At 62.3% G+C, this 23,969-nt stretch carries 24 protein-coding genes; 13 read left to right on the top strand and 11 right to left on the bottom strand.

All coding sequences use genetic code 11. The annotated features are described in order from the left end of the window. Positions 1-43: 43 nt before the first annotated feature. The gene (locus BUC24_RS20950; protein ID WP_073221345.1) at positions 44-574 is read right to left on the bottom strand and encodes a Spy/CpxP family protein refolding chaperone; all 531 of its coding nucleotides are present in this window, start codon (positions 572-574) and stop codon (positions 44-46) included. 147 nt (positions 575-721) lie between these two features. Between BUC24_RS20950 and BUC24_RS20945 the strand changes: the two genes are divergently transcribed. From BUC24_RS20945 to BUC24_RS26750, 3 genes are all read left to right on the top strand, one after another. Continuing rightward, complete coding sequence (locus BUC24_RS20945; protein ID WP_073221342.1) at positions 722-1,048, top strand: ArsR/SmtB family transcription factor; 327 nt, start codon at positions 722-724, stop codon at positions 1,046-1,048. Further along, positions 1,045-1,719, top strand: coding sequence for an aquaporin (locus tag BUC24_RS20940; protein ID WP_073221340.1), 675 nt, complete (start codon positions 1,045-1,047; stop codon positions 1,717-1,719). Before BUC24_RS20945 ends, BUC24_RS20940 begins: the two co-directional genes overlap by 4 nt. Positions 1,720-1,784: 65 nt before the next feature. After that, positions 1,785-1,997, top strand: a complete 213-nt coding sequence (locus BUC24_RS26750; protein ID WP_143167604.1) for a hypothetical protein — start codon at positions 1,785-1,787, stop codon at positions 1,995-1,997. Here the strand turns inward: BUC24_RS26750 and BUC24_RS20935 are convergent. Then, the gene (locus tag BUC24_RS20935) at positions 1,994-2,671 is read right to left on the bottom strand and encodes a GNAT family N-acetyltransferase (RefSeq protein ID WP_073221337.1); all 678 of its coding nucleotides are present in this window, start codon (positions 2,669-2,671) and stop codon (positions 1,994-1,996) included. The two genes, BUC24_RS26750 and BUC24_RS20935, sit on opposite strands and share 4 nt — an antisense overlap. A 6-nt stretch (positions 2,672-2,677) precedes the next feature. Next, a complete protein-coding gene (locus tag BUC24_RS20930) occupies positions 2,678-3,430 on the bottom strand; it encodes a hypothetical protein (RefSeq protein WP_073221692.1) in 753 nt (250 codons plus the stop codon). Positions 3,431-3,623: 193 nt separating this feature from the next. Here BUC24_RS20930 and BUC24_RS20925 point away from each other — a divergent pair, with 193 nt between their 5' ends. The 3 genes from BUC24_RS20925 (at position 3,624) to BUC24_RS20915 (ending at position 7,780) form a co-directional block, all read left to right on the top strand. Beyond that, entirely contained in the window at positions 3,624-4,415 is a 792-nt protein-coding gene (locus BUC24_RS20925; RefSeq protein ID WP_083599064.1) for a TorF family putative porin, read from the top strand. A gap of 21 nt (positions 4,416-4,436) precedes the next feature. After that, entirely contained in the window at positions 4,437-6,545 is a 2,109-nt protein-coding gene (locus BUC24_RS20920; RefSeq protein ID WP_083599063.1) for a methyl-accepting chemotaxis protein, read from the top strand. Positions 6,546-6,811: 266 nt separating this feature from the next. Next, a complete protein-coding gene (locus tag BUC24_RS20915; protein WP_178372590.1) occupies positions 6,812-7,780 on the top strand; it encodes a TraB/GumN family protein in 969 nt (322 codons plus the stop codon). Positions 7,781-7,927: 147 nt separating this feature from the next. Here BUC24_RS20915 and BUC24_RS20910 read toward each other — a convergent pair whose 3' ends face one another. Further along, on the bottom strand, positions 7,928-8,464 hold the full coding sequence (locus BUC24_RS20910) for a PH domain-containing protein (protein WP_073221332.1): 537 nt from the start codon (positions 8,462-8,464) through the stop codon (positions 7,928-7,930). A 92-nt stretch (positions 8,465-8,556) separates the two neighbouring features. Here BUC24_RS20910 and BUC24_RS20905 point away from each other — a divergent pair, with 92 nt between their 5' ends. Beyond that, positions 8,557-9,798 carry a saccharopine dehydrogenase family protein gene (locus BUC24_RS20905; protein ID WP_073221329.1) on the top strand — a complete coding sequence of 414 codons (1,242 nt, stop codon included), beginning with the start codon at positions 8,557-8,559 and terminating at the stop codon, positions 9,796-9,798. Between the two features lie 28 nt (positions 9,799-9,826). Here BUC24_RS20905 and BUC24_RS20900 read toward each other — a convergent pair whose 3' ends face one another. The 6 genes from BUC24_RS20900 to BUC24_RS20875 all read right to left on the bottom strand — a co-directional run bounded on the left by BUC24_RS20900 (position 9,827) and on the right by BUC24_RS20875 (position 18,759). Beyond that, positions 9,827-12,166 carry a TonB-dependent receptor gene (locus tag BUC24_RS20900; RefSeq protein WP_073221326.1) on the bottom strand — a complete coding sequence of 780 codons (2,340 nt, stop codon included), beginning with the start codon at positions 12,164-12,166 and terminating at the stop codon, positions 9,827-9,829. Between the two features lie 119 nt (positions 12,167-12,285). Then, positions 12,286-13,854, bottom strand: coding sequence for an RICIN domain-containing protein (locus BUC24_RS20895; RefSeq protein WP_073221324.1), 1,569 nt, complete (start codon positions 13,852-13,854; stop codon positions 12,286-12,288). A gap of 137 nt (positions 13,855-13,991) precedes the next feature. Continuing rightward, positions 13,992-15,065: a polysaccharide deacetylase family protein gene (locus tag BUC24_RS20890; protein WP_073221320.1), complete on the bottom strand. Its 1,074-nt coding sequence runs from the start codon at positions 15,063-15,065 to the stop codon at positions 13,992-13,994. A 118-nt stretch (positions 15,066-15,183) separates the two neighbouring features. Continuing rightward, positions 15,184-16,245 (bottom strand): DUF4034 domain-containing protein, encoded by a 1,062-nt coding sequence (locus BUC24_RS20885; RefSeq protein WP_143167603.1) that lies wholly within the window; start codon positions 16,243-16,245, stop codon positions 15,184-15,186. Beyond that, positions 16,242-17,363 carry a DUF4034 domain-containing protein gene (locus BUC24_RS20880; protein ID WP_073221315.1) on the bottom strand — a complete coding sequence of 374 codons (1,122 nt, stop codon included), beginning with the start codon at positions 17,361-17,363 and terminating at the stop codon, positions 16,242-16,244. Before BUC24_RS20880 ends, BUC24_RS20885 begins: the two co-directional genes overlap by 4 nt. A 103-nt stretch (positions 17,364-17,466) precedes the next feature. Next, on the bottom strand, positions 17,467-18,759 hold the full coding sequence (locus BUC24_RS20875; protein WP_178372589.1) for a vanadium-dependent haloperoxidase: 1,293 nt from the start codon (positions 18,757-18,759) through the stop codon (positions 17,467-17,469). A gap of 243 nt (positions 18,760-19,002) precedes the next feature. Here BUC24_RS20875 and BUC24_RS26745 point away from each other — a divergent pair, with 243 nt between their 5' ends. The 6 genes from BUC24_RS26745 to BUC24_RS20850 all read left to right on the top strand — a co-directional run bounded on the left by BUC24_RS26745 (position 19,003) and on the right by BUC24_RS20850 (position 23,084). After that, positions 19,003-19,152, top strand: coding sequence for a hypothetical protein (locus BUC24_RS26745; RefSeq protein ID WP_229448483.1), 150 nt, complete (start codon positions 19,003-19,005; stop codon positions 19,150-19,152). Positions 19,153-19,176: 24 nt separating this feature from the next. Further along, positions 19,177-19,557 carry a VOC family protein gene (locus BUC24_RS20870; protein WP_073221310.1) on the top strand — a complete coding sequence of 127 codons (381 nt, stop codon included), beginning with the start codon at positions 19,177-19,179 and terminating at the stop codon, positions 19,555-19,557. Positions 19,558-19,647: 90 nt separating this feature from the next. After that, on the top strand, positions 19,648-20,772 hold the full coding sequence (locus BUC24_RS20865) for a toxic anion resistance protein (RefSeq protein ID WP_073221308.1): 1,125 nt from the start codon (positions 19,648-19,650) through the stop codon (positions 20,770-20,772). A gap of 175 nt (positions 20,773-20,947) precedes the next feature. Continuing rightward, entirely contained in the window at positions 20,948-21,535 is a 588-nt protein-coding gene (locus BUC24_RS20860) for a TerD family protein (protein ID WP_073221305.1), read from the top strand. A 34-nt stretch (positions 21,536-21,569) separates the two neighbouring features. Continuing rightward, complete coding sequence (locus tag BUC24_RS20855) at positions 21,570-22,454, top strand: hypothetical protein (protein ID WP_073221303.1); 885 nt, start codon at positions 21,570-21,572, stop codon at positions 22,452-22,454. A 36-nt stretch (positions 22,455-22,490) separates the two neighbouring features. Further along, positions 22,491-23,084 (top strand): nitroreductase family protein, encoded by a 594-nt coding sequence (locus tag BUC24_RS20850; RefSeq protein ID WP_073221300.1) that lies wholly within the window; start codon positions 22,491-22,493, stop codon positions 23,082-23,084. Here BUC24_RS20850 and BUC24_RS20845 read toward each other — a convergent pair. Continuing rightward, positions 23,081-23,893: an APH(3')-I family aminoglycoside O-phosphotransferase gene (locus BUC24_RS20845; RefSeq protein ID WP_073221298.1), complete on the bottom strand. Its 813-nt coding sequence runs from the start codon at positions 23,891-23,893 to the stop codon at positions 23,081-23,083. The two genes, BUC24_RS20850 and BUC24_RS20845, sit on opposite strands and share 4 nt — an antisense overlap. Between the last annotated feature and the right edge of the window lie 76 nt (positions 23,894-23,969).

Raw genomic sequence — 23,969 nt, 5'->3', positions numbered from 1 at the left:
GTGTCAGGTTACAAGAAGGTTCCAGAATACATGGCTTGCGCAATTAACGGTGCATGCGGCCCTGCAAGTGCTTCTGGAAGCGCAGGCGCTGCTCGGGCGTCAAGACCTCGGCCGCATCTTCCACCGCGGTCAGCACGCGCTTGCTCATGGCGTCGGCACGCTGCATCTGTTCTGCGCGCACTTTTTCCAGCGCCACGCGGTCAATCGCTGGCGCCATCAGCAGCGTGTGCAAGCGCTTGTGGGCATCGCGGAATTCGGCGTGCATTGGCTTGAGGTCCGTGAATGCGGCCTTGGCGATCTCGGACAGGCGTGCCTTTTGCTGGGCCGTCGCATCTGGCGCAATGCGTTCAATCATTTTGTCGACGTGCTTGGCCATGCTTTCCGGATCCATTGCGCCGTGGTGACCGCGTCCGCCATGCATGCCGAAACCATGGCCTGCGCCATCGGTGCCAGCCATGCTGCTGCCCGCGAAGCCCGCTGCGCCTACGGCGGCAACCGTGGCGGCAGCAAGCATCCAGCGGCGGCCCGCGCTGCTCTTGCGTGGGGTGGTGGCGGTCGTGTTCTCTGTGTTCATGGTGTGCCTTTCGTTGGGTCCAGCCTCAATCGGGCTGGCATGCTTGTACTGTAGGGCGCCGCTGTCAACGCAGCATTTCTGGTCAGTAAAGTATTGTAAAGACCGATGCTTGATCGGCTTCCATATTTCCACTAATATGGAAATATTATGGAAACCAAACACGTACTCTCGGCCATGGCCGCGCTGGCGCAGGAATCCCGGCTGGCCGTGTTCCGCCTGTTGGTCGAGGCAGGACCGGCCGGTTTAGCGGCCGGCAAAATTGGCGAACAGCTTGGCATTCCCGCGTCCTCGCTGTCCTTCCACCTGAAGGAACTGGCCCACGCGGCGCTGGTGACGGCACGCCAGGAAGGCCGCTTCATGCACTACAGCGCCAACTTCGCCACCATGCAGGACTTGATTGGCTTCCTGACGCAAAACTGCTGCGGCGGCAACCCTTGCCTACCCTGCACTCCCACCAAGGCTGAGCAAGCATGACCCTGGCACGCCGCCTGGTGGCGGAAGGTGTGGGTACGGCACTCTTGCTGGCCGTTGTGGTGGGCTCGGGCATCATGGCCGAACGTTTGGCTGGCGGTAACGTTGCGCTGGCATTGCTGGCCAATGCGGTTGCCACCGGCGCTGGGCTGCTGGCGCTGATTCTGACCTTCGGTGCGCTGTCGGGCGCCCATTTCAACCCTGTGGTCAGCTTGTCCGAAGCCTGGCAGGGCAAACTGGCGCCGCGCGCTTTGTTGCCTTACATAGCGGTGCAATGCGCGGGCGCGCTGATCGGCGTACTGGCAGCGCATGCCATGTTCGGCCTGCCGCTGCTGCAAGCAGCGCAGCACGTGCGCACTGGTCCAGCGCAATGGTTCAGCGAATGCATCGCCACCTTCGGACTGCTGGCCACCATCATCGGCTGTTCGCGCAGCCGCCCCGCCAGTACGCCCTTTGCAGTGGCGGCCTACATCACTGCGGCCTACTGGTTCACTGCTTCCACCTCGTTTGCCAACCCGGCCGTGACGCTGGCGCGTGCAGCCAGCGACACCTTTGCCGGCATTCGCCCGCAAGACGCGCCCGGCTTTATCGCCGCGCAACTGGCTGGCGCTGCGGCAGCGACCTTGCTGTTCTGCTGGTTATATCCTGCGCAAGCGAGCAGCGAAACAAATTGACTGATTGTCATGCATGGTTCGCTGCTTAACTGTCCCGGGAGCCACAGCGGGTTACTTTAAGTCGCATGAAAGCGCATACGAGAAAAGAACGGAAAGCCTACGCCATGCAGCGCATGGCCGAAGCGATCAGCAGGGCGATCGACGCCGACCTGCCTGCCGAGCAAGACAAGGCAGCGCGCTGGGCAGCCGCCTGGGGCATGATCGGCGGCATCCGTTCGCCTGGTGTGCGCCTCAAGCACAGCTTGCTCGCGCGCAGCCACCGCCGCCCTGCGCGCTAGGGCGTGGCCGCCGCCTGCACCTTGACGCAAGGTAGCGTCCTGCCGGGCACAAACCCCAACCGTTCATACAATGACCACGCGCCCTTGTTGCTTGCACTAACGTGCAGGAAGGGCGTGTCGCCATCGGCCAGAATGGCGGCGCTTAGCTGAGCAATCAAACGCCCCGCATGACCCTCGCCCCGGTGGGCCGGATGGGTACACACCGCACTGATTTCACGGTAACCCGGACAAGCCATGCGCTGTCCGGCCATGGCGGCCAGCCGCCCTTGCGCATAATGGCCGATGTACATGCCCAGCTCAGCCGTGCGAGGGCGAAAGAATTCCGGGTAGACCAGGGCCGTCAAGGCTTGCATGGCGGCCCTGTCGTGCACGCCCAGCACCTGGGCAGACGCGCTGTCCGCGTCGGGCTGGCCGCCCCCATACACCATCTGCAGCACGGCAAATTCTTGCAGCACCGTCCAGCCCGCAGGCCACGCTGGCATCGGGCCCAGGAAATACACTATCTCACCGGCGGCAAGGCCTGACGGATCGGTCAGGCTGATCCCATCTTCGGGCACAGCGCAAAACGGCGCCACCTCGGGCAGGAAGCGCAGCATCGCGCCGCTTTGGCGCGCGAAGCCGGCGTGGGTGCTGCTGAGCGATTCCCAGACGGGATTGGACAGGAGGGGATGCATGGCGCTTCAGGCGGCTCGCTGCTGTTGCAGTTTTTCGTACTGCAGGCGCAACAGCTGCGCGCCCCAGACCAGTGCTGCCAGCATCACGATCACGCCGGCGCCAAAGCACAGGCGCGAGATGGCCACCGTATGGTCGAGCCAACCCAGCATGGTCAGCAAGTTGCCCCAGTCGTGAGATTCTTCGCCACCACCGCCCACCAGCGGCAGGCTGCGATCCTGCGCATCGCGAATGTAGGGCGACAGATCGACCAGACTCTGACCTGCCCACCACAGCATGGCGGAGGCGCCAAAGGTCTCGCGCTGCTTGATCAGAAACGCCAGCATCAATCCGAGCGGCATCAGCACCTGGAACAGGCTGCCGCCCAGAATGGTCATGAAGCGGCCAAAGGGGAGGAACAGCACGTGCCCGAATTCGTGAAACGGCAGGATCACGTTGTGCAGGAAAGAACTGCCGATCACTTCCCAGCTCACGCCGTGCAGGGTGAACCAGATGGTCCAGAGGGCAAAGGCGGTCCAGGCCAGCGCCCGTCCGCCGAGGGTGACTTGATCCACCTCGGCCGGCATCTCCAGCAAACGCAGCCGCAGTTGTTCGTGTGCCGGCAGCACGGTTTCATGGACCAGGATCTCGGCCACGGGCGGTAGCACGCCCGCCTGACGGTCCAGATACTTTTGGTACGCGATACCGCACGCGGGACACACGCCAGAGTGCACATGGGTATCGGTCGGCAAGCGCTGATAAGCGCACTTGGGGCAGCGCATGAGGGTCATCCTCTCAGGCTAACTGTTTGCTCAGGAGGAAGCAACCGACCCCACGCCACTGAAACAACGGTTTCGTGCCCAGCCTCAAGACAAGAATTGACATTATGTATTAACGGCATCTATTCTTGACTGATGGTTATGCGATACGCATTGCCGGAAGTCCGACGTGTTTCCCCTTTTTGAGAGGTGGCCTATGCGATCCGTTTCCAATTTCCGTCTCCTGCTCCTCGCACTCTGCTTGCCGGGCATAGCCTGGGGCGCCGAGCCCGAACCGGCCCCGGCACCGGCCGCTCCCGGCGTGGTGGTCAACGCCACCCTGGCTTCGCAATACATATCGCGCGGCTTCCGTCAGGGCTGGGGCAAACCGGCGCTGCAAGGCGGCGCCGACTATGCGCACCCCAGCGGCTGGTCGGTTGGCACCTGGATGTCCACCGTCTCCAACCGCTTCATTGAAAACGGCACCCTGGAAGTGGACCTGTACGGCGGCTACAGCGGCAGCGCCGGCGCGCTCGGCTACAGCATGCTTGCCTACTACTACGTCTATCCGGGGGCCGAATACAAAGCCACCGCCACCACCTACGATTACGGCGAACTGTCCTTCGGCATGACCTGGAAAATGCTGTACGCCAAATACAACTACACCTTCACCCCCGAGTTCTTCGGCATCACCAACGCGCGTGGCACCGGTTACCTCGACGTGGGCGCCAACATCGATCTGGGCGCCGGCATGACACTGCAACTGCATGCCGGCAATGGTCGGGTGGCAGGTGCGGGCAATGACGTATGGAACTGGAACGACGCCAAGATTGGCCTGAGCAAGGCCTACAGCGGTGGCTGGGCGGCCACGGCGGCACTGACCAAGGCCTTCCCCAAGACCTCGATCTACGACAACTACACCCTGGGCATCCCCAATTCGGCTGGCGTGATTGAAAGTTCCAATCCCGGCAAAGCCACGCTGGTGCTGTCGATCACCAAAACATTTTAAGTCCTTGCGGGGAGCAGCATCATGAACTTTGATACCGATGGCGGAGGCGCACGCGGGGCATTGCTGCAGCTCTCGCTCAATACCAAGATTTGCATTGCCGCGACCGGGCTGGTGGTGCTGAGCCTGGGCCTGACCGCGCTCGTGATCGGCTACAAGAGCAGCGCCAGCGCCGAAGCTGCTGCCATGCAGCTGGCGCGTACCTCCTCGCGCGAGGTCGCTGGGGCCGTGCAAAACCGCATCAGCGCCAACCTGGCTGCCGTCAGCAATGTTGCCGACACGATGCGCGCCACCAAGGCCGCCAGCCTGCCGCTGGCGCGCGAACAGATCAATGAAGTGGTCAAAGCCACCCTGGGCGCCTCGGCCGACCTGATTGGCGCTGCCGTTACCTGGGAGCCCGATGCGCTGGACGGCAAGGATGCCGAATACGCCGACAAAAAGCCGCACTACGACGCCAGCGGCCGCTTCATGCCGTACTGGACCCGCAATGCCGCCGGCGAAATGCAGGTCGAGCCCATCGTGTTCGACCCCAAACCGGGCGCCAATGACTGGTACGACATCCCCAAAAAAATGGGCAAGGTCTTCTTTACCGAGCCTTACGAATACCCCATCGGCGGCAAGCCGGTGCTGATGGCGTCGCTGGTGGCGCCCATCATGATTGGCGGCGCTTTCCGGGGCACCGCGAGCGCCGACTTCATGCTGCCGCGCCTGACCGCCATTCTGGCTGAACAAAAAATTATCGAGGGCGGCAAGCTGACCCTGCTGTCGAACGGCGGCCTGTATGCCAGCCATCCGCAGGCCGAGTGGCTGGGCAAGCCGGCGACCAATGTGCCTGCCGCCGGACTGGAAAAGATACGTCAGGGCCTGTCCTACGAATACGAAGACAGCGCCGGCTATCTGCACTTGTTGCAGCCCTTGCACATCCACAAGGATATTGCCCCGTGGAGCGTGGACCTGAGTTTCCCTAAATCCTACGCCACCGCCTCGGCCCGCGAACTGCTGCTCTACACCCTGGGCGTGGCCCTGGTCTGCGCGCTGGCCACGGCGCTGATTTTGGTGCTGGTGGTATCGCGCCTGACCAAACCGCTACGCACCCTGGGTGACACCATGACCGAACTCGCCAGTGGCGATGCAGACCTGCGCGTGCGTCTGGACGTGCAAGGCAAGGATGAACTAGCCATCATCGGCAAAGGCTTCAACGCCTTCGTCGCCAAGATCCACACCGTGCTGCTGCAGGTACACAGCAGCGCCGCCAATGTAGCCACGTCCAGTGCCGAAATCGCGCACGGCAACAACGACCTGTCCGCGCGTACTGAACAGCAAGCCAGCGCGCTCGAAGAAACCGCCGCGTCCGTGGAAGAACTGACCGTGACCGTGCGCGAGAATGCCGACAACGCCCGTCAGGCCAACGACCTGGCCGGCTCCGCGTCTGAAGTCGCGCAAAAGAGCGGCGCCGTGGTGTCCAAGGTCATTGAAACCATGACTTCGATCAACGCCTCGTCGACCAAGATTGTCGACATCATCAGCGTGATCGACGGCATCGCCTTCCAGACCAACATCCTGGCGCTGAACGCCGCAGTGGAAGCGGCGCGTGCTGGCGAACAAGGGCGCGGCTTTGCCGTGGTCGCCGCCGAGGTGCGCAGCCTGGCCCAGCGCAGCGCGGCCGCGGCCAAGGAAATCAAGACCCTGATCGACGATTCCGTCAGCAAAGTTGCCCTTGGCAGCAAGCTGGTCGATGAAGCGGGCAGCACCATGCAGCAAGTGGTGGAAAGCGTCAGCCGGGTCACCCACATCATGTCCGAAATCACCGTGGCCACGGCCGAGCAAAGTGATGGTATTGCCCAGGTCAACCAGGCGATCGGGCAAATGGACGGCGTCACCCAGCAGAACGCGGCGTTGGTGGAAGAGGCGGCAGCGGCGGCGGAAAGTCTGCAAGAGCAAGCCACGCGGCTGGCCGCGGCAGTGAGCGTGTTCAAGCTGGGCGAACACCAGGCCACTGCAGCGCCGGCACCGGTGCGCCGTCCACCGCCGCCCGCCAAACCCGTCGTCGCAAAAGAAACCGCCCGTCTGCGCGCCCCGGCAGCGCCCAAACCCGCCAACAAGCCCGAAGCCGAAGACTGGGAAGAGTTCTAACATCTGGCCTGCACTTGCAACGATCGCGGACGGGGGATCAGTTCGAACATCGTCCTCGCGCAGGCGGGGACCCATGCCACGCTTGCTCCGCCTTACTGCTCGGGCATTCAAGGAAATTGCAAACTATCCCCTCAAATCGTCGCTTCCCACCCTGAGCTTGCATTTCATCCCAAACCGCCGCCCAGCGCGGCGCGGCAAGGCTACACTGGCCATCCCTCGACCAAATCCAGTTCCCCATGCCCCGACGCCTGTCCGCCCTTGTATGCATGACCCTGTTCATATCCTCCACCTGGGCCCAGACCGCACCCGAGCCAGCGCCAGCGGAACCCGCGCCCGAACAAATCCTTGTGGTGGGCCAGCGCCCCGGCCCTGGCTTGTGGAAAGTCACCAAAGGCGAGCACGTGCTATGGCTGTTCGGCACCCACGCGCCGCTGCCCACCAAAATGGAATGGCGCGCCCACGAAGTTGAAACCATCCTGGCGCAATCGCAGGAATTTCTCCAGCCGTCTTCGGCCAAAACGGATATTGGCGTCTTGCGCGCGCTGACCCTGCTGCCACTGGCGATTGGCGTACGCAACAACCCCGACGGCGCGCGCCTGAAGGACGTGCTGCCACCAGAGGTCTACGCGCGCTGGTTGCCACTCAAGGAAAAATACATTGGCCGTGACGACGACCTCGAGCGCGAGCGCCCCCTCTTCGTGGCCGAGCGCCTGAACCGCGCCGCCATGCAGCATGCCGGTCTGGAGAATGATAACCGCGTGCGTGCCACCATTGACGCCATCGTCAAGAAGAACAAGATCAAGGTCACCAGCCCCACCGTGCTGCTGCCGATCAAGGAGCCACGCGCCATGCTCAAAGAGTTCAAAAAATCATCGATGGAAGACGTAGCCTGTTTTACCGCCACGCTCGATCGACTGGAGAACGACATCGAGACCATGCGCACGCGCGCCAACGCATGGGCCGTGGGCGATATCGAGCAAATTCAGAAAATTAGCTTTGTCAACGCCGAGCGGGTGTGCAATGACGCCATGACCAGCAGTCCAGCCCTGCGCGACTCGCCCGAATTCCAGTCGCTGAACGCCCGCATGCAGGAAGCCTGGCTGGCCGCCGCCGACAAGGCGCTTGAGAACAACGTTTCCACCTTCGGCTTGATGTCCATCGGCCGCCTGCTCGACCCGAAAGGGGTGCTGCAAGCCCTGGAAGCGCGTGGCTATACGGTGCAGCGACCGGAGTAGCATTTGCAAGTTGCCGCTCGCTGCCAGTGCAGGTGTAAGCAAACCATTACATCGCCCTCGCGAAGGCGGGGGCCCATTCCACTTTGCCGAATTCGGGCAGTTGGAATAGGCCCCCGCCTTCGCGAGGGCGATGTGGGGTAGTTCCTGTTAGCGCTGCATCAGCACAATGATCTGATCTAGCTTGCCTTCGATGGCACGCAGCGCGGCCAGATGGGCGTCGGCTGCCGCAGGATCGTGCGCGCCACCCCGTTGCTCCTGCTTGAGCTTGTCGCGCGCAGCCAGAATCCGGTTGCGGAAATCGTGGGCATCGACAATGCCCGTCAAATGCATGTCATTGGCCTGGCCGGCGCCGCTGCCAGCCGTTTCAAATTTAAGTGTGCTGAGCTGGAAGTGGCGCAGAATCGGCCCTTCCACGAAGGTCACATCCTGAATGTTCTCCAGCGGAATGGTCTTTTCCACCTGCACCAGAATGCCCTTGCGGTAGCGCAGGGTCCGGTCGCTCAAGTGGCATTCCAGCTTGTCGTAATAATGCTGGGCCCACCAGCGCCCCAGGCCAAGAAACCAGACAATCGCCAGCGGAATGCCAATGATCGTGATCACCATCGTAAAGCCGATCTGCACCACCAGAAACGGCTTGATCAGCGGGTTGATCCGGGCATGGAAAACTGGGTCAGGCGTGCTCATGGTTACTCTCGTCGGCGTGCTTGGATGCACAACAGTGTATCCGCTTTCTCTGGCATCATGCACATCTGCCAACCACCTTTGCAGGAGCTTGCATGCCCAAGGAATTCGACCTGATCGTGTTTGGCGCCACCGGTTTCACAGGCCGCTTGGTAGCCGAGTATCTGAGCCAGCACTACGGCGCCGGCAGCGACATCCGCTGGGCCATGGCCGGCCGCAATGCCGCCAAGCTGGCCGAGGTGCGCACCCTGGTTGGCGCCCCCGACAGCGTGCAACTGATCACCGCCGATGCGGCCGATGGCGCCGCCATGCGCACGCTGGTGGCGCGCGCCAAAGTCGTCATCACCACGGTCGGCCCCTACCAGCTGTATGGCGAAGCCCTGGTGCGCGCGTGTGCCGAAGCGGGCACCGACTACGTCGACCTGTGCGGCGAACCAGGCTGGATGGCGCACATGATTCCCCAGCTGGAAGTGGTGGCGCGCACCAGCGGCGCCCGCATCGTCTTCTCCTGCGGCTTCGATTCCATCCCATTCGACCTGGGCGTGGTATATCTGCAGGAGCACGCGCGCCTGCGCTTTGGCGCGCCGCTGACCACCGTGCGCGGCCGGGTACGCCGAATCAAGGGCGGCATTTCCGGCGGCACCCTGGCCAGCGCCATGGCCACCATCGAGCGCATCGAACGCGAACCGGCCCTGGCCGCCACCATGGCCGACCCGTTTGCCCTCACGCCCGGTTTCAGCGGCCCGCCCCAGCCCGATGGCGACAGCGCCAGCCACGACGACTGGGCGCAATCCTGGACCGGGCCCTTCATGATGGCCACCATCAATACCAAAAATGTGCACCGCACCAACGCGGTGCTTGGCCACCCGTGGGGCAAAGCCTTCCGCTACGATGAAAAGATGATGACGGGCGATGGCGCCAAAGGAGCGCGTCGCGCGCGCAACCTGGCCCGTATGACCTGGCTGCAGAACATCGCGCTTGGCTTCGGTCCCGCCCGTTCCCTGCTGCGCCGTTTCGTGCTGGCCAAACCGGGCGAAGGGCCGGACAAAAAAGCCCGCGAGAGCGGGCGTTATGATTTGCTGTTCATTGGCGAGACCGCGGGCGGCCAGCGCTTGCGCGCCAGCGTGAAGGGTGACCGCGACCCTGGCTACGGGTCCACCTCGAAAATGATCGCCGAAAGCGCCCTGTGCCTGGTAGGCGACCCGGAACGCAGCATGGCTGGCGGCGGCGTCTGGACCGCCGGCAGCGCCATGGGACTGGCACTGATCCCGCGCCTGGAACAATACGCGGGCCTGCGCTTTGCCGTCGAACCCGAGGCGGAACGCCAGTCTGCTTGATGCCTGGCACTGACAACTGCAAGCGACATCAGAATTTGGCGGCCACGCTCATGCCGATGCTGCGCGGCTGCACCCGGTAACCCTGCACAATCGACGCCACCTGCGGATGCTGAATCACGGTATCGGTATCGAGCGCGTTCTTCACAAACACGCTCACATTCACGCGATCAAACGTCATGCCGGCGCTGAAGTCGGCCGTATGGTAAGCCGGGCGCTCGTAATCGGTCTGCTCCGGGTCGAGCGAGCCCTTGCTGGCGCCCACCCAGTGCACACCACCCATCACAAACGCGCTCTTGTCGCCCCATACCGAAAAATTGTACTGCGCACCAATGCTGGCGTTGTACTTCGGCACGCCTTGAATCGGCGCACCGGCCACCGCGCCCACAATTCCGTTCTGCAGGCCTTTGTCGTTCGACAATTCCGCCTTGACCCAGCCGCCGGACGCATTGAGCGTCAGGCCGGCCATGGGTTTGGCCTTGAGTTCAAACTCCAGGCCACGGCTGGTGGCGTCGCCTGCGTTGGCGTTGTAGGTGTAAGCGCAGGTCGGCAAGTACACGCCTTGCTGGATGTTCTTCCACTTCACGTAGAACACATCGGCATTGAAGGTCACGCTATTGTTCAAGAAGCGTGACTTGCTGCCCACTTCATAACTCCACAAACTGTCTGGCGCGTACGTGGGCGGGCCATTTTCGATTCCGTTCGCTGCCAGATCGGGGCCGCAGGTGGTCGGCGGCACAAACACGTTCGACCCGCCCAGGCGGAAACCTTTCGACACGCTGCTGTAGACCGTGTGGGCCGGATCGACTTCCCATGTCAGCGCGTACTTTGGTGTGAACGCTTTCGATGACAGGCTGGAGCTGCCGTTGTTGCCGGCGCCAGCCAGATACAGGCCGTTCTGCTGGTTCAAGGTCGAGCTGCCGCGCAGATAACGCGCGCCCACCGTCAGGTGCAGTGCGGGCGTGAAGTAGTAATTGGCCTCGCCAAAAATCGAGCTTTGTTTTTCGCGATAGTGGAAGGTGCCAAAGAAGGCGTTATCGTTCGGGAAGGCATTGGCCGTGGCGCCAGGCAGAATGTCCGGATCGGACGTGCTGAAGCCGAACTGCGCAAACGTATCGTTGACGCCGAAGATCGGATCGTTCTCCGTAATATTGGTGTGCTGGTTCGAGAAATACACGCCACCCAGCCAGGTCCATGGCGACACCTGCGCATCGTAGGGTCGCGAAGACAGCCGCAGTTCCTGCGAGATCTGGCGCACCTGGTTGTTCAGGTACACCGCCGACGGCAAGCCCGCGACCGCGTCAATCAGCGCAGGCGGCGCAGTGCCGCCATCGTCCGTCGACGTCAAAAAGGTCGACAGCGAATAGCTGTTATAGGCCGAGCCGTTCTGGGTGCGGTCGAACTTGCGCTGGAAATAGCTGGTGCTGGAGGTCAGGTCGGTGCTGCCCAAATCCCAGTTGACGGTCACGTTGGGCGCGAACAAGGTGTCCTTGGACGGCTCGCGCACCTGCTTTTGTGCCTGATAGTTGGGCAGCTCCAGATTAAAGGCGGAAATGTCTTTCGCGTCCACCTTCTGGTAATACAGCGACGGCGTGATGGTCAGCGCGCGCACCGGCTTCCACTTCAGCGCCATGCGCATTTCCTGGTCGTCCACCTTGTTGATGTTCTCGGCCAGCAGCGCGCCGTTGCCGTCGACCTGGTCGATGAAGCCACCCTGGCGCTGCGCTTGCACGCCCAGGCGCAGCGCCAGCTCGTCCTTGATCAGGGGGAAGTTGCCGACCACGTTGGCGGAATAATTGGCGCTGCCGCCCTTGGTTGACGAATATTCACCGTAGGTGCTGAACTCGCGTTCCTTCAGATCCGGCTCGGCCGGCACGAACTTGATGGTGCCGCCCATTGAACTGGCACCGTACAGCGTGGCCTGCGGGCCGCGCAGCACTTCAACGCGGTCGATGTCAAAGAACTTCGGCTCCACCGAGCCCATCGTGTAGACATTGCCGACCGTGATCGACACCTCACCCAGATACACACCGACCGTGGCCGCGCCTGCTGCCGAACTGATGCCCCGCACTTCGATGTTCGAGGTGCCCGGACCGGCGCCACCGTTGCCGCTGGCAGCCGTGAATGAGATATTGGGGACCAGCCGGGTCAGATCGGTGAAGTCGTTCACATGCTGCGCCTGCAGCTGTACGCCGCTGACCGCGGAAATGCTCATCGCCACCTTGTTCGGATCTTCCTGGCGCTTTTGCGCGGTCACGCGCACCACTTCAATCTGGTTTGACTGCGCCTCCTGCCCCCATGCTGCCGAACCAGACAGCGCGCTCGCCGCTGCCAATGTGTATCCGAACGCTGCGGTAGGGCGAAGTTTCATGCGCGGGTTTCCTCAGTAGAAGATGATTATCTTGGTCATTTTATCAGCTTGCTTTTTTAATAAAACAATTATCTTTACATGGCGCGATACGTTGGCAAAACCATACAAACCAGTCGCGCTTACCGCGGCCCAGCCCCCGCGCTCAGCTGTTCCGGAATCAAACCCACGGGATCGAGCACATAGCGGTACATGCTCACATCGCCAAACACGCTGGCACCGCTGTTCTTGTACAGGTCCGTCGCCGAGATGCCGGTGTAGCGGTTCGACCCTGCCGGCGCATCGAACAGAGCGGCGCCCGTGTTCCAGTGCGGCCGCGCCGTGTTTGCAAAGTAATTGCCCTCGATTCTGGCTTGCGCCCCATCGCGCCCGTTGATCGCAAAGTAGGTAATGTCCAGCCAATAATTGTTGTACAAGTGGGCCCGCGTGGCTGCGCCATCGAGCTTGGGATTGCGGCCCGAGGTCTTGTTCCAGAAGTTGTGATGCAGGGTGACGGACGAGTTGTCCACCATGTTGGTGTAGTGATGCTGGCTGCCGCACACGGCTGGATTGCTGCCTTCGAAGCGATTCCAGCTCAGCGTGACGTTGGCGCTGTTCTTGATGTCGACATGGCCATCGCTGATCAGCTTGAAGCGCACATGGTCGATCCAGACGTGGCTGGAGCGGTCCAGGGTAATCCCGTCGCCCCCTTCGACCAGGCCGGGGTTGATGTTCTCGATCGCCAGATTGCGAATGATGATGTTGTGCGCATTGCCCAGGTTCAGACTGGCGCCGATCAAGCGCGCGTCGGGCCCCAGTCCCAGCAAGGTCTTGTTGGACGCCACGGCAATCGTGATCTCATCGCGCGGCCGGTTGTAGCGCGTTTCATTGGCCGAGCCAAGTTCCTTGCAGGTCTGGCTGCCGACCGGAATGCGGTAGGTGGTCTTGCCCGGATCCTGATAACTGGGGCAAGCGACCGCGCACGCGCTCTGGCTGCGGGGCGCCGTGCGGCAATCGATGGTGCTGCCGGCAGCGATCTGCACCACCGCCGGGCTGGCCGACTTGAGCGCGCTGACCAGGGCACTGCACGAAGCCACCAGCTGCGAAGGGGCGCTGCCGCCACCGGTGGTGGTGGCCAGCTTGTCGGGACCGGGCTGAGCGGCAAAACCATCCGGCGCGCCTGCGCAATTGCCGTTGACCGGATTAAAGAACCAGCGCTGCAGAGACGACCCGGTATCGCTGGCCTGCACGATGCGCGCCCCGCTGCCGGTGTCGATGGCCGTGAGTGATTTGCCGGAATGCCGCGCCACCACGTTGTAGCCGCCGGCGCTGGATTTTTTCAGCAGCCACTGCTGGTTCTGGGCCCCGTTCGCAGTCCACTGCAACAGGCGCGCGCCTTCTGCCTGAGAGGCGGCGGCCACATCCAGCAGCAAGCCACTCTGGCGCGCCTGGATGCTCCAATAGTCGTTGCCTAGACTGCGCAGACGGAATTGCTGGTTGCTGCCCCCAGCGTAGTCCCAGACCTGGACCGCGCTGCCGGTCTGGGTCGCCCCGCCAGGAATGTCGAGCACCTTACCCGACGCGCGGCTGGCGATGCTGTACAACTGGCCGTCCAGCACGGGGGCGCTGCAATTGGCCGCACTGGCCTGGGTCGAGAAAAGGAGGAACAGGGCGACGGCAACAGCCGGCATTGGGCGAAGCAAAGCGGTCATGGGAGGGGCGAAAAAAAGTGGAACTGCTAGAATGACAAGATTGCTGCAGAGTCTAGCAGAGCCCCATATTTACGACCGATCACATTTTTCGCACGACCGATACTTTTTAGTTATCGCTCTTTCGCCGGAGTGCTGTCTTAGGCCAGGTCCGCGATCGGCGCGGTGCCGGCCGCGACCGGGCGCGGTTGGCGTGCCATCCGTGCCAGTTGCCACTTGCCATAGCGCTCGTAGGCATACTGGCTCGCCATGCGCGGCAAAGCCTGCAACAGACGGCCCTTGAGCAGTGCGTTGTTGGCCGATGTTGCGGCCATGGGCATGCTGGCGGCAGCGCCGATCCCGCAGGTGTCGAACAAGTCACGGCGCGCATCGAGATACGCAGCCACCTGCTCAAGGCGTCGCTGGTTCAGGCGGTTGCGCCGCATTTCGCGCATGGTGAAGTCGCCGCACTGCACGTACTCGAATGGATGGGTCAGAATTACCACCTGCTCGATGCCTGCACGTTGTGCGCGCTCGAGCAAGGTACGGGTTTCGGCAAAACTGGTGCCGGTAATCGTCAGCGTTTTCAGGTGCTGCTTGCCAAACATGTCCCAGTCGCTGAAGGTCAGGATCGGGCATTCAATCACCCCGTGGCGCAGATGGCGGCCGCCATACAGCTTGTAGTCCGGATCGCCGCTGTCAAAGATGGCCACGCCAATATTCGAACTATAAGGAATGCCCGCGCGCGCGGTGGCCCGGTACAGGGCCGCGTCGTGCTGCAGGCTGGCACTGCGAAACACCGTCGGCGCCGGAATGCCCCAGCCGGCAAAAATCGCCATTGCATCCTGGATCAGCGCCAGCGACTCATCTTCGTCGCGCCCAAAAAAGGCGTCCACGCGGCTCTTCTGACCGAGGCGCTCTTTCCAGTCCTCATGCTGGAACAGATGCCAGCACGGATGGACATGCAGCTGCACCTCGTGCCCGGCGCCATGCAGGCGCTGGGCGATGGGCGCCATCGGATCGTGCTTGAAATAGTGCTGCTGCAACGCTTCGACAAAAAACGTGGCAGTGATTCGATGGCGTTCCAGACAATCGAGGATGAAACCCAAGCCCTCGGACTTGCCCTCCACGTCGCACCAGACCCGCTTTTCAGCGATCGGAACATTGCGCGTGTCAATGAACGCGCCGCCGATGCTGAATTCCGTATCGACGCTCAGGCAGACTTTGGTTTTCATAAACACAAATTTCTTAGTAGAAAATACTTGTAAGTATAGTCCTACAAATCTGTGCGGAATAGTCCTAGTCAAAAAATAATGAACTTATTTTTTGTGCATGAGCTTGCAAAGCAACAATCTAGTCGGCGGTCCACCCATGACGACGGTCGCAGGCTTCGACCGGGACCAGGATGAAGCGTTCGGACAGCAGGTAGACATCGGCCCGGCTGCGCAGTTGCCGGTACAACGGGCTGTCCTCGGCGCGGCACGCGGCCGATGCAAAGCTGGTGGCAAGGCCAATACTGTCCGGATAGCGCTGCAGCAAATCCTCGTAGGCAGCGCGCAAGCGCGGCCAGCCCGGCAACGACGCGCGCTGCGGATCGAATCGCATCCGATTGCTGCGATCTGCCTGCAGGTACAGGCGTGCGTACATGCCACTGCCTTCGAACTGCCTGGTCAGCGCCACCGCCTGGCCGGCGAAGGTGTCAAACGCGGCGCCCGTGTACGCTTCGCTCATGCTGAGATACAAGGGGTGATAGCGCGGAAAGCGCTTGCTACCTTCGGCAAACAGCGCACGTGCCTGGGGCAAGGCGGCGCGCTCTCTGGCCACGGCAATTGCCAGCTCATACCAGAGCGGGCTGCCGCGCATGGGCGCTTTCAAGGTGCGCAACAAGGCGGCCGCCTGATTGAGCCGCTCGGCAGCAATCGCCTGCGCCTCCGGCCCTGGTACGGCATGCGGGTCATTCCCCTTCACGCGCAGCGCGTACACATACCAGAGCTGGGCTTGGGCGATCTGCGCCGCCAGCGAGCCCGGTTTGCGCTTTTGCCAGCTTGCCAGCACGGCGCTGTCGGCAGTCAAGTTGGTAAATGCGCGCGTCAAGCCTGGCAAGTACAGGGCCAGTTCCCAGCTGCCATCGTCGAACTGCTTGCCGCCGTCGCGCCAGCGCGCAAAGGTGGCTTCGAGCGCATCGAAGTCGGCCCGTTCGTAAGGCTGGACCACGGCCGCGGCCTGGGCATCGTCAATGACGGTCACGTCCGGGCAGGGCCGCGCGGTTCTGGTCACGCTGTCCACGCACTCGAAAGCGTCGAAATCCGTGCCGGGCACGCGCGGAAAAGCGTGGCCCCGTTCGATCCTGGCCCCGGCATTGGCATGGGCGCACCATGCCAGCAGCAGGCAGGCGGCCAGACTGGCGCGCCTCATCGCGCCGCCTTCTTCTTCGCAGCGGCCGGCCACTGGTGGCGCCGATCACAGGCTTCCACCGGCACCATGGTGAAGTAGCGCTCCATCAGGTAGTCACCGAGCTGGGTGCGCAGCTTGCGGTACAGGGGCCCGTCATTGGCACGGCAGGCCAGCGAGGCATACTGATTAAGAATATTGTGGCTCTTGGGGTGGCGCGCGAGCAAATCGGCAAAACCGGCGTTCAGCTTGGTCCAGCTTGGCACCGCGTCCTCCTTGGAACGGAAGGGCAGATCATGCACCGAATCCATGGTCCAGAAGATGCGGGAATACATGCCCGGCCCTTCGAATCCCTTCGACAGCACGACGGCCTCGTCGGCAAACGCTTCAAACTGCGCCACGCTGCCGCCCCATTTTGGCTCGTAGGCATGGGCCATCGATAAAAAGATCGGGTAGTACTGCCGGTGAAGCGTCAGCGCTTCATCAAAAATGCGCCGGGTTGCCTCTTTCGATTCCGACTCCGCCGCCAGGTCAATACGCAGCGTGTACCAGGCGGGAAATTGCTTGGCCTGTGGTTTGATTTCTTCCAGCACCGCCTTGGCTTTGGCGATGCGTTCACGGTACAGATCCCAGCTTTCCTGCCGCACCTCGGAGGCAAAGGCGGTGCCGCGCGCATTCCAGGCATACGCATGCCAATACACCGCTTCGGTCAGTTTGGCCGCAACCGACGTCGGACGCGCGCGCTGCCATTTCTGGATGCGGACCAGATCGGCGTCCCACCGTTCCCACGTCGTTATCATTCGGGACAGCGTGCCGAAATAGTATTTCAGGTAGGGCACGCCATCGTTGAACTGCTTTTCGCCCGACGCAACCTGATCATAAATGGCGTCGAGCTCTTCGAAGTCGTGTCCATGGAACGCAATCTCCACCGGCGCCGTCCCGTAGTTCTCTTTGAAGGAGGCTTCAGGACACTCGACCGCTTTGCCCGATTCCACGTCAGTGCATTGCAGCACGGGCGCTTTTGGTCCATTCGAAAACGTGGTGCTTTCCTTGATGGCAGCCTGAGCAGACAAAGACAGAACGGCAAGCACCAGGCAGGACGCCCGGCTGGCACGGGCAAAACGCGAGCAGGAAGAAATCATAAGAGAGGAGGGCAAGAGGAAAGGGAGAGGTGGCGCTTAATGCGCCAAAGAAACGTTATTCTAACATTAACATCCTGAAGCCACGATCCGGAATCAGTCCTGGTCAGGGTTGTGGCTGGAAAGCATGCTGCATGGTCCAGCGGGCCACTTGCCGGCCCAGGGTCACGCCGGCCACCGTCGCGTAGCGGAAATGCATCCCGCCATAAATGCGCGCGACCGTGCTTTCATCGGCCAGGGCGCTGGTATTGGCATAGTGGCGGATGGTGCCGGTGACTTTGCTGTCCCAGTCGAAGGCCACCTGATCGGTACCGTAGTACTGCTGCAACAGTTCCCCGATGGTGCCAGATGAACAGGCATGCCCGGCCGGGTATTCCGGATGGTTAGGCGTCGCCAGCACCGGCTTCCAGTCGGGATCGGCGAGTGTTGCGGCATTGCCGTCCTCTGCCGCCAGGGGTATGGCGGACTGCGGGCGCCAGGTATCGTAGTGGTACTTCGCTTCCATGCAGGCGGCCATGGCATCGGCGTAATTGGTGTACAGGGCCGCCATCAGTCTGGCAGCTGCGACCGGGTCGGCTGTGGTCCGCGCAAAGCGCCCCAGGTTGCGTGTGACTTGAACCGGCGGCAATTCAGCATGAAAGCGTGCTGTTTCAAGCTGTTCGGCGGTACGCAGCAGGCTGGCCGTTCCGCCCAGCGCCTTGACTTCGTTGAAGTCGGCAGCGTACTCGCTGCTGGTCAGTGCGGGCGCGGGCGCCGGCCGGAACTGGGCCAGGCTGCGCAGCACAAAGGGCTTGATCGAAATCCAGTCGCGCAGGATCGGATCGCGGCCCCGGAACTGCCCGGGCGTGCCCCCAGGCGCATAGACAGGCAACTGCGTGGCCCGTCCATCGCGGGTGCGCCGCTGCAGGTGGGCGGCGGCGGCGGCAGCACCCAGACTCAGCCCGCTGACCTTGGCCGGGCCCTCGGGAATCGCCGCAACAAACTGCAGGTAGGCATTCTGGTACACGCTGACGCGGCTGGGGAACAGGGCCAGCAGCACCTGATAGGCCGCGGCGGCGGTTGCGGCATCGAGCGAGGCATGGGGTGACGGCGCATCGGGTCGGTACAGAAACGGACGATAACGCGGCGCGATGGCCATCGCCGCGTCGTACATGGCCAGATGCAAGGTCGCCATGTCGGCCGGAAAAGCGGGATGTTGCTCAGCTTCCGTTCCCGCAGCCGAAGCGGCCGCAGTGACCGTAGCCGCGCCAATATCGTGCCAGTAAGCCACCGCATTGGTCTGGTCCGCCACCAGTACCACCGCTGGCACCGGGCGCAGCGGCGCGTGGCTGCACCCGATCAGGGACAGCGCGCACACAAGCACGCACGCTAAAGAGCGGAACCGTACGACATAAGCCATGGCAATCCTCCGGAATGCGCAGCGGTGAAATTGCCGCCTCACCCAAGGATAGTGCCGACTTAGCAAATGTACAAGTGCGCAAAACGTGCACCCCGCTGCACGCAGAAGCAGTTTAATGAAATTCATACCCGCAAAATTCGCAGCATTCATGGGCAAGATTCATAAACCCATGCAAGTTTCAGCCGTTTTGTACCTCGCCTTCAAGGCTACCATTCTGCACAACCCACAAAATCGGAGTGCGCTATGACCAGTCTTACTTTCCCCGCAGCCAGCAAGCCACGGCATGTGATGGACGACCGCTGCCCGCATTTCCCGGGCCTGCATGCCGATTACCCGCGCCGCCGCCAGACGTCGCGCGCGCTGGTGATCGAGGCAATACGCTTTCGGGCCTGAGCCCGGCACTTTGGAGAAGTGAACATGTTCGATCACATTAAGTTTGGGGTCAGCGACTACGCCGCCAGCAAGGCGTTCTTCCTTGCAGCCCTTGCGCCACTCGGCGTGCGGGTGGCAGCTGAAGGCGATCCCGCCTACGGCGTGGAATTGTGTGCCGACGCGCGCGCAACCCTGTGCCTGTTCCAGACCAACGAAAAGCCGGCCCATCTGCACTTGGCGTTTGCCGCGTCGACGCCCCAGCAAGTGGACGCGTTCTATCATGCGGCACTGGAGGCTGGCGGGCGGGACAATGGGCCACCCGGTCTGCGCCCTCAATACCATGCACACTACTATGCAGCATTTGTCATCGGCCCCGACGGCCATAATATCGAAGCGGTCTGCAGCGATCCTGTGGTGGGGTATTGACGAAGGGCGCGCCGTCGACGCGCCGCTCGCGTTGACGCTTTGTCCAGTGGTAAGCTATCACCGTCGTCACCTCCAACCTGAAGGAATTTTATGAAACCGCTGTTTTCCTCCGACGAAGAAGCGCAACCGGCATCGGCGCCGCCTGCGGCCGCGCTCCCCAGCCTGGCCCCGCTGCTCGATCCCGCCGGTACCACGGGCGCTTTGCCAGCCCTGCGCCCGGAGGCCGACGTAACGCCGATGGTGCGGGTCGATATTTCCGGTATTGACGACAAGGCCATCGAGTCGCTGGGCGGCTCGACCGGCACCGGCGTGGCCAAGGTCTCGGCCAAGCTGCTTGGCACCGTGCGCGCCTCGGACGCCGATGTGTTTGGCGCTCAGCTCAACGAACTGATTGCCACCTCCAAGGGCCTGGACCCGGCCAAGCTGCGCTCTGGCGGCTTGCTCTCGCGCGTGACCAACCTGTTTGGCTCCGTGAAAGAAAAAATGCTGTCGCAATTCCAGGTGGTGGAATCGCGCATGGATACCCTGGTCAGCGAAATGACGCGCCACGCCAATGTGCACAAGGGCCGCATCCACGACTTCGACGAAATGTACAAAGGCCTGGAAGTGTATTACCAGGGCCTCGATGCCGACGTCAAAAAAGGCGAAGGCTGGATCCTGCAACTGCAGCAAGCCGTGGCCCAGTTGCCAGCCGCAGCCAATGCCTTTGAAGCCCAGCAGGCCACCGAACTCAAGCGCCGGCTCGAACGGCTGGAAAAGCGCGTCGACGACTTGCGCCGCGCCATGCTGATGGCCACCCAGATGGTGCCGCAAATTCGCCTGTCGCAAGACAATGCGCGCGCGCTGACCGATACCTTTACCGACATCGTCAACGTCTCGATTCCCGCCTGGCGTAATGTGTTTTCGCTGTACCTGCTGCAGCTCGAAGCCAAGCAGAGCGCGGCCGTGGCCAATGCCGCTTACGACGCGACTGACGCGGCCTTCCGCGCCCAGGCAGACATGCTGCTTGAAAATACCGAGACGGTCGCGCGCGCCAAGCAGCGCTCCCTGGTCAGCCTGGAAACCGCGCAGCACGTGCAAACCCAGCTCATTACCGCCTTCGACAAGCTGGAACAGATCTCGAAAGAAGGCCAGCAACGACGCAAGGACGAATTGCCCAAGCTGCAGGCGCTTGAGCGCGAGCTGATCGAGCGCTTTTCGCCACCCGCGCCCTGACCTTAAAATAGCCAAATACATCGTCCTCGCGAAGGCGGCGGTGCGACGCCTCGCGACCTATAACACTGTACCGAAGTTGTTCAGCGTGCTATGGGTCCCCGCCTTCGCGAGGACGATGTCTGCACTTAGCGCTCACTACGCCTAAAATATCTATTTCACCATCCAAGGAAAGTCCATGTCGACGACGCTCGAAACCGGCCACCGGATCAATCTCGAAAAAACCGCCCCTGGCTTGAAAAAGGTGCGCATCGGCCTCGGCTGGAACGTCAATGCCACTGACGGCCAGGCCTTTGACCTGGACTCGTCCGTCTTCCTGTGCCGCAAGAACGACGCTGACGAGCCAGTCATGCTCAGCAACGCCCATTTCGTCTATTACAACCACACCACCTCGCCCGACGGCGCCGTGGTGCATTCGGGCGACAACCGTACCGGCGACCGCGATGGCGACGATGAAGTCATCACCGTCGACCTGGCCAAAGTCCAGCCCGAAGTGGTCGAAATGCCGATCGTGGTCACCATCCATGACGCCGAAGTGCGCAAGCAGAACTTTGGCCGCGTGAACGGTGCTTACGTCAAGGTGTACAACGACGACACGGGCGAAGAACTGGCCAGCTACAACCTGAACGAAGACTACTCCGACAAGACCGCGCTGCAATTCGGCTCGCTCTACCGTAAAGATGGCGAATGGCGCTTCCAGGCCGTCGGCGCCGGCTTCAAGCTCAATCTTGCCACCTTCATTCGCAAGCTCGGCGGCACCGTCTGAGGACGGCTGCAGGGCGCCTGATTCCGACTGCACGATGAGCAATCAGCCGCCCAAGGCCTTCGATTTCGGCGAGGACCCGGTTCCCGAACCCGCCACGCCCGCTGCGACGCCGCGGGCATTCGACTTTGGCGAGGAGCAAGCGGCTCCGGCCGCTGGCACGCCCCCCAAGGCGCTCTCGTTCGACGATATGCCGGAAAGCGCCAGCGCCGCACGCATGCCTCCCAAGCCGGCCACGCCCAAGCCTTTGTTCGACAGCGAAGACCACCCAGCCGTGCGCGATGCCCTGGCCAGCGCGCGCGTTGGCCATCCGGCCTTGTTCGACCAGTCGGAACAGCGCCTGGCAGCCTTGTTCCGGCGCCTGCTGCCAGTCAGGCTGTCGCTCGTGACCGAATGGGCCGAACAGCCCTTGATGGAGCAGGCCGCGCTGTTGCAGCCCATGACCGAGCTGGTGCGCCAGTTTGCGAAGATGGAAGTGCCAGCCTTGCTTGATGCAGCACTTGAAAGCACGCGCCCGCCCAGCGGCGTGTTCGGCAAACTGTTTGGCCGGCCGGCGGCGCCCGCCGAGTTCAAGCCGCGCCTGCTTGCCGCGCGCAGCCAGTTGCAACAACTTATGCTCGACAGCGAGCTGGCCACTTCCGACCTGGATGCGTCGGCCAGAAACCTGACCTTGCACTGGGTCGCACTGGCAGTGGTGTCCGATCTGGCCGCCCGCGCCCACGATGCAACCTTGCTCGACGTACTGCAGCAGCGCCGCACCCTGATTCAGCAAGCCGTACGCCAGGCCGAACTGTCGATCCTGCAAATGGGACAGGTGCGCCAGCAGGCAGCCGATCTGATTGTCCAGGTATCGTCGTTCCTGAGCGTGACCTTGCCTGCGCTGGAAATGGCGCAGACCCAAAATAACAAGCCCTCGACCTAGCCATTGCAAGCCCCTTTCAACCGACAAGGAACCACCATGAGCAACGCTCGCACCCCTGACCACCCGATCGACCCGCAATTTACCGAGCGCTGGTCGCCGCGTGCCTTTGCCGACAAGCCAGTCACCCATGAACAGGTGCTGACTGTTTTGGAAGCGGCGCGCTGGGCGCCGTCAGGCTCCAACTTGCAGCCATGGCGCTTTTTCTACGGCGTACGGGGCGAGCCGGAATTCGATACGTTGCTGAGCCTGCTGGTGCCATTTAATGAAGGCTGGGCCCGCAATGCCGGTGCGCTGATGATCATTGCCTCCGTCACCTCCTACGACGGCACCCGCCCCATCCGCACCCACAGCTTTGACGCCGGATCGGCCTTCATGTCGCTGAGCTTGCAGGCGCACGCCATGGGTCTGGTGGCGCACGGCATGGCTGGGGTGGAATACGACAAAGTGCCGCTGGTGCTGGGTATGCCGGACAATCTGCAGGTCGAGGCAGCCGTGGCCATCGGCTACCAGGGCGATGCGGCCAGCTTGCCCGACGCGCTGCGCCAGCGCGAAACGCCGTCGCAACGCGTACCGCTTGATGAGCTGGTATTCAAAGGCCGCTTCAAGGGCGAAATCAAGGCACCCGTTTAAAACAGCTCGTCCAGCATCAAGTGGAATGCCAGCCTGGCTTGATCGGGCTGGGTCACGCCGTATTGTTGCAGGAACCTTTTCTGCAAGGCGGGACCAAACTCGCTCAGGCAATTCCATGCGATCGCCAGATCCTGGTAGCGGTCTGCAATGCCGACGCGTCCGGCATCGATGCAGCCGCTGACCTTGCCATCAACGATGAACACGTTGTCGAGCGAATAGTCGCCGTGGGTCACCACCAGGTCTGGCGCGAGCGGCAACAAATCCTGCATGGCATCCCATACTTGCTCCGCCGACCAGCCCGCGCGTTCATCGTCAAAGTCGTCCGCATCCACCAGGCCGGCATCGATGCGCGCGCGCGCCAGATGCAAACGATGTGCATGCGCGCTCGTAAACGGGCAGGCAGCCACCGGAATGGCATGCAGGCGGCGCAAAAAGTCGGCCAGCGCGTCGACGACAGCGTTGCCCGAGCCGGCCTGATCTGACATGAGCTGGTAAGCCGTCTTGCCGGGCATCGCGCTCATCAGCAGCCATGCCCCGTCCGGGGTAGCCACAAACTGCACGATCGCAGGCACGGCGATGTGGCCGGCCAGCCAGCGCAGCCTGGCCATCTCGCCAATTACGTCGTCTGCAAAGACGCCCTGGCCGTGCTTCAAGAACAAATCCGGCGCATCCGACTTGCCATGCAGCCGATATACGGTTCCGCCTGATTCACCAACGGTATCGCGTGCCCAGGCATATCCATCCACGAGACTGGCGATGTTTGCCGGGATCGGCTGAGGCACACACATTTCTTCACGATCGTGATCCATTGCTCTCCTTGTGTTTGTTTCCGCACTGAACGGATTTGCATCGCGGCATATTCTGAAAGACATAAATCCCTTTTGC

It is taken from the genome of Massilia sp. CF038 (assembly GCF_900129765.1).
GTDB lineage: Bacteria > Pseudomonadota > Gammaproteobacteria > Burkholderiales > Burkholderiaceae_D > Telluria_A.
The sequence above is the reverse complement of the archived record's forward strand: the minus strand, read 5'-3'. Positions and strand labels throughout refer to the sequence as shown.

What these genes read in the sequence shown, in the direction of transcription:
- BUC24_RS20950 (WP_073221345.1), bottom strand. Translation starts at nt 574, where the DNA reads ATGAACACAGAGAACACGACCGCCACCACCCCACGCAAGAGCAGCGCG.
- BUC24_RS20945 (WP_073221342.1), top strand. Translation starts at nt 722, where the DNA reads ATGGAAACCAAACACGTACTCTCGGCCATGGCCGCGCTGGCGCAGGAA.
- BUC24_RS20940 (WP_073221340.1), top strand. Translation starts at nt 1,045, where the DNA reads ATGACCCTGGCACGCCGCCTGGTGGCGGAAGGTGTGGGTACGGCACTC.
- BUC24_RS26750 (WP_143167604.1), top strand. Translation starts at nt 1,785, where the DNA reads ATGAAAGCGCATACGAGAAAAGAACGGAAAGCCTACGCCATGCAGCGC.
- BUC24_RS20935 (WP_073221337.1), bottom strand. Translation starts at nt 2,671, where the DNA reads ATGCATCCCCTCCTGTCCAATCCCGTCTGGGAATCGCTCAGCAGCACC.
- BUC24_RS20930 (WP_073221692.1), bottom strand. Translation starts at nt 3,430, where the DNA reads ATGCGCTGCCCCAAGTGCGCTTATCAGCGCTTGCCGACCGATACCCAT.
- BUC24_RS20925 (WP_083599064.1), top strand. Translation starts at nt 3,624, where the DNA reads ATGCGATCCGTTTCCAATTTCCGTCTCCTGCTCCTCGCACTCTGCTTG.
- BUC24_RS20920 (WP_083599063.1), top strand. Translation starts at nt 4,437, where the DNA reads ATGAACTTTGATACCGATGGCGGAGGCGCACGCGGGGCATTGCTGCAG.
- BUC24_RS20915 (WP_178372590.1), top strand. Translation starts at nt 6,812, where the DNA reads ATGACCCTGTTCATATCCTCCACCTGGGCCCAGACCGCACCCGAGCCA.
- BUC24_RS20910 (WP_073221332.1), bottom strand. Translation starts at nt 8,464, where the DNA reads ATGAGCACGCCTGACCCAGTTTTCCATGCCCGGATCAACCCGCTGATC.
- BUC24_RS20905 (WP_073221329.1), top strand. Translation starts at nt 8,557, where the DNA reads ATGCCCAAGGAATTCGACCTGATCGTGTTTGGCGCCACCGGTTTCACA.
- BUC24_RS20900 (WP_073221326.1), bottom strand. Translation starts at nt 12,166, where the DNA reads ATGAAACTTCGCCCTACCGCAGCGTTCGGATACACATTGGCAGCGGCG.
- BUC24_RS20895 (WP_073221324.1), bottom strand. Translation starts at nt 13,854, where the DNA reads ATGACCGCTTTGCTTCGCCCAATGCCGGCTGTTGCCGTCGCCCTGTTC.
- BUC24_RS20890 (WP_073221320.1), bottom strand. Translation starts at nt 15,065, where the DNA reads ATGAAAACCAAAGTCTGCCTGAGCGTCGATACGGAATTCAGCATCGGC.
- BUC24_RS20885 (WP_143167603.1), bottom strand. Translation starts at nt 16,245, where the DNA reads ATGAGGCGCGCCAGTCTGGCCGCCTGCCTGCTGCTGGCATGGTGCGCC.
- BUC24_RS20880 (WP_073221315.1), bottom strand. Translation starts at nt 17,363, where the DNA reads ATGATTTCTTCCTGCTCGCGTTTTGCCCGTGCCAGCCGGGCGTCCTGC.
- BUC24_RS20875 (WP_178372589.1), bottom strand. Translation starts at nt 18,759, where the DNA reads ATGGCTTATGTCGTACGGTTCCGCTCTTTAGCGTGCGTGCTTGTGTGC.
- BUC24_RS26745 (WP_229448483.1), top strand. Translation starts at nt 19,003, where the DNA reads ATGACCAGTCTTACTTTCCCCGCAGCCAGCAAGCCACGGCATGTGATG.
- BUC24_RS20870 (WP_073221310.1), top strand. Translation starts at nt 19,177, where the DNA reads ATGTTCGATCACATTAAGTTTGGGGTCAGCGACTACGCCGCCAGCAAG.
- BUC24_RS20865 (WP_073221308.1), top strand. Translation starts at nt 19,648, where the DNA reads ATGAAACCGCTGTTTTCCTCCGACGAAGAAGCGCAACCGGCATCGGCG.
- BUC24_RS20860 (WP_073221305.1), top strand. Translation starts at nt 20,948, where the DNA reads ATGTCGACGACGCTCGAAACCGGCCACCGGATCAATCTCGAAAAAACC.
- BUC24_RS20855 (WP_073221303.1), top strand. Translation starts at nt 21,570, where the DNA reads ATGAGCAATCAGCCGCCCAAGGCCTTCGATTTCGGCGAGGACCCGGTT.
- BUC24_RS20850 (WP_073221300.1), top strand. Translation starts at nt 22,491, where the DNA reads ATGAGCAACGCTCGCACCCCTGACCACCCGATCGACCCGCAATTTACC.
- BUC24_RS20845 (WP_073221298.1), bottom strand. Translation starts at nt 23,893, where the DNA reads ATGGATCACGATCGTGAAGAAATGTGTGTGCCTCAGCCGATCCCGGCA.